General features: G+C 66.3%; 3 protein-coding genes. 2 read left to right on the forward strand and 1 reads right to left on the reverse strand.

Annotated features, from left to right (window positions below; all coding sequences use genetic code 11):
- Positions 1-434 precede the first annotated feature (434 nt).
- Both BN3906_RS13780 and trhA read left to right on the forward strand, forming a co-directional pair.
- A complete protein-coding gene (locus BN3906_RS13780) occupies positions 435-1349 on the forward strand; it encodes an SDR family NAD(P)-dependent oxidoreductase (RefSeq protein ID WP_066590244.1) in 915 nt (304 codons plus the stop codon).
- Between the two features lie 194 nt (positions 1350-1543).
- Positions 1544-2224 carry a PAQR family membrane homeostasis protein TrhA gene (gene trhA / locus BN3906_RS13785; RefSeq protein WP_174217085.1) on the forward strand — a complete coding sequence of 227 codons (681 nt, stop codon included), beginning with the start codon at positions 1544-1546 and terminating at the stop codon, positions 2222-2224.
- Between the two features lie 79 nt (positions 2225-2303).
- Here the strand turns inward: trhA and BN3906_RS13790 are convergent.
- Positions 2304-3471, reverse strand: a 1168-nt coding sequence (locus tag BN3906_RS13790; RefSeq protein ID WP_147593031.1) for a Stk1 family PASTA domain-containing Ser/Thr kinase, incomplete at its 5' end; no start/stop codon positions are given.

Here is a 3471-nt window from a genome sequence, read left to right on the forward strand (position 1 = left end):
ATCATTCTTTTGTTGTTGAGGGTGTGTGGGTGCGGGGTCTGGTTGACTGTCCTGTGTGGATGGTTGGTCGGTTCCTGTGCCTGCGCACTCTTTTTTTGCGTGTGGTGTTCACCCACAATTCACCCCACCGGGGTGGTTCACGGGTCGTCGCCCGGCACCGGGGATATCGCGGACCAACCCGGGATCCGAAGCCCGGTGGCACCGGTGTTCCTGCTCCGTCACCGGTCCGAGGGCGACCGGGCCCCGGGGACGGGCGGGTTTCTGCATTTCGGCACGGTTGTGTGACAGTGAGTTCACAGGGCTTTCCGTGGATGACCGGAGTGCACGGCGATTACCAGCTCCCGTAGTATCGAGTCAGAGAGAACAGACCTCTTCGTCGGAGCTGGCGTACACGGCGTCGACCGATGTTGCGCGTCAACCCAAGGAGTGCTGGTATGGCCGATTCATGGAATCCCCTTGAGCTCCCCTCCCAGGAGGGTCGCACCATCGTCATCACCGGCGGTAACGCCGGAATCGGATACTTCGAGGTAGAGCAGCTTGCCTCGGCAGGTGCGCACGTGATCATCGCCTCCCGCTCCGAAGACAGGGCCCGGGCCGCGATCAACGCCGTGGAACAACGGACCGGAGCTTCCGACCTGGACTTCGTCGCTCTGGATCTGTCGTCAGCGGATTCAGTCCGCGCAGCAGCCGGCAAGATCGCTGAACTGGGGCCGGTCGACGTCCTGGTGAACAATGCCGGTGTCACCGCCCCCGGGAAGGAACGCCAGCTCACCTCAGACGGCCAGGAACTGGTGGTCGGGACCAACTTCCTGGGTCACTTCATGCTGACCGCCCTGCTGTTTCCCGGCATCAGTCCAGGCGGCAGGGTGGTCGGTCTCGGCAGTCTGTCGGCCAAATCAACGAAGCTTGAGGCCGACGACCTCTACTCCGAGCGTGAGTACAAGCCGGCCCGGGCCTACGGCTTCTCCAAGCACGCCGTCCACGGTTTCGCCTTCGAGCTCGACAGACGCCTCCGACTGGCCGGAGACAGCCGCGCCTCACTGCTCGCACACCCCGGTTGGGCCTCGGACAAGTTCACGCCCCGGGTCCCCGGGATCAACGACCACCCCGCCCGGTTCCGAAACCCGCTGCCCATGCCACAGGGCAAGGACCGGGGCGCGTGGCCCGTGGTCCGCGCCGCGGTCGACCCCGATGCAGCCTCCGGTACCTTCTTCGGTCCGGACGGCTTGGGCGGCTTTGCAGGCCAGCCGGTCCGGACCACTCCGCCGGAGTCTTCCCTGTCCCCGGAATTCGGCTCCTGGCTGTGGGAGGACGCCGAGAAGCGCATTGGCATTGGTTTCAACATCTGATCCCGGTCCCAGGTTCCCGTTGGTCACCGGCCCGTCGCCCCGGAACCCGGATCTGGTGGTGGCCGTCGGCACACCGGCAGTGCCTGCACCGCTCCACGGTGCCGTCCGCCGCCAACCCCGCTCCGGATGACGGATGACCGGATTCCCCTGATTGCAGCTGAACGACCCGACCACGTCTTACGAAAGTGTTTTCCATGGCAGCCAAAAGGCCTGTTTTCAACCGCGGCCCCCGCCCCGCCCTGCGCGGGTACCTCCATCTTTTTGCATTCTGGTACTTCCTCGGTACCGGCACCGGCCTCAGCGTTGTCGCACTGACCGGCAGAGGAGACACCGACCTCTCCGTCGCGACAGTGGTGTACTCCCTCTGCCTTGCCGGCATGTTGGCGGTGTCTGCGACCTACCACCGCTTCCCGCTGAGAAGTGAGAGTTCGGTGCAGGGATGGCGCAGGGCGGACCACTCCATGATCGCCGTGTTCATCGCCGGCACCTACGGTCCGGTGTTCATAGGGGCGGACGCTCCGGGTGACAAAGCCCCGATCTTCATAGTGTGCTGGTCACTGGCCCTGGTCGCGGTGGCCATGAACATTTTCTGGATCGACCACCCGCGGTGGCTGTCGGTCGCGGTGTACCTGGGCCTGGGGTGGGTCGCGGTGTTCGGTATGGACATGCTCACCGCAGGACTGTCGACCACTGAACTGGTGCTGATCCTCGTCGGCGGCGTCATCTACAGCGCCGGTGCCCTGTGCTACGCCCTGAAGTGGCCGAACATCAGCGAAAAGTGGTTCGGCTTCCACGAGATGTTCCACGCCGGGACCATCGTCGCGGCGGGTCTGCACCACATCGCGATCTGGATGATCGTGCTCGGAGCCAGCTGACAGGGGCGCTGTGCAGGCGCGCCGGCGCTGCACCGGGTCCGGGCCTGCAAGAGCCTGCACGGGCCTGCACGGGCCGGTGTCAGAATCCGGGCGTGGTGGGGAGCCCGAGCACATTGACGCGCACCGTGACCGTGGCGTCCTTGGAAACCAGAGTTCCGGCGGTGGGGGACTGTCCGACGATCTTGTCGATGGCCAGGGGGTCGAGTGTGCGCACGTCCTCCCGGCGCACGCCGCTGCCGGTCCATCCGGCGTCTCGGAGCTCACCGGTCACGGCGTCGATGGTCTGACCGCTCAGATCCGGCATGAGGAACTGGTTGCCCCGGGAGACAGTCAACGTGACGGTGGAGCCCTTGGGCTGCTGTGTCCCCTCATTCTCCGCGGCGAGGACCTTGTTCTCAGGCTCTGCTGAATCGACCATCTCCACGGAGACGGCGAAGCCGGCTCCCTCGAGATTCGCCCGCGCGGTCTCGAGGTCCTGACCGGACACGGTGGGCACCCTGACGTCCTCGGTCCCGGTGGACACCGTGATGGCGACCTCGGTGCCCTTCGAGACCTGGGAACCCTGCCCCGGTGACTGGCTGATTATCTGACCTGCCCTGACGGTGTCGCTGGACTGCTCCGAAACCTCGGAGCGCAGCTTCAGACCGACATCGGCCAGCGCCTGCTGGGCTCTGACCGTCGTCATGCCGGTGAGGTCGGGGACCTCGGTGATCTCCTTGCCGCTGGAGATCACCACCGTGATCTTCGATCCCTGCGGCACCGAGGATGCGGCGACAGGATCCGTGCGGACAGCGAGACCGCGTTCGATGTCGGCGTCCGGGACCTCGGTGACATCGACGTCGAAACCGGCGTCCTCGAGAAGGTTGACGGCGTCAGACTGGGACATCCCCTTCACGTCCGGGACGGTGACCTGTGTCGCCGGGGTCTCCAGCGGGTCAGTGGACTGCAGGGCGTTGTAGCCGACGACACCTCCGACACCCAGTAACGCCAGCGCCACAACAGTGACCACGGCAGTGACAGCGCCACGACGGCGCCGGGAGTGCCTCCGGTCCTCCCCCGGACCAGGGGAGGACGCCCCGCCCGCCGGAACCGTCGCCGACTCCCTGCGGGTGGAGGCGGCCCGGGTGTCCGGCGCCCCGAAAACCGTGGTCGCAGGCTCAGAGTGAGTCTGGGGCGCATTCTGGGGCGCCTTCTGGGGTGCAGGCTCCCCGGTGCGCCGGTCACGCCGCCGGGAGGCGGCGTCGTGG

It is taken from the genome of Corynebacterium provencense, from assembly GCA_900049755.1.
Lineage (GTDB): Bacteria > Actinomycetota > Actinomycetes > Mycobacteriales > Mycobacteriaceae > Corynebacterium > Corynebacterium neomassiliense.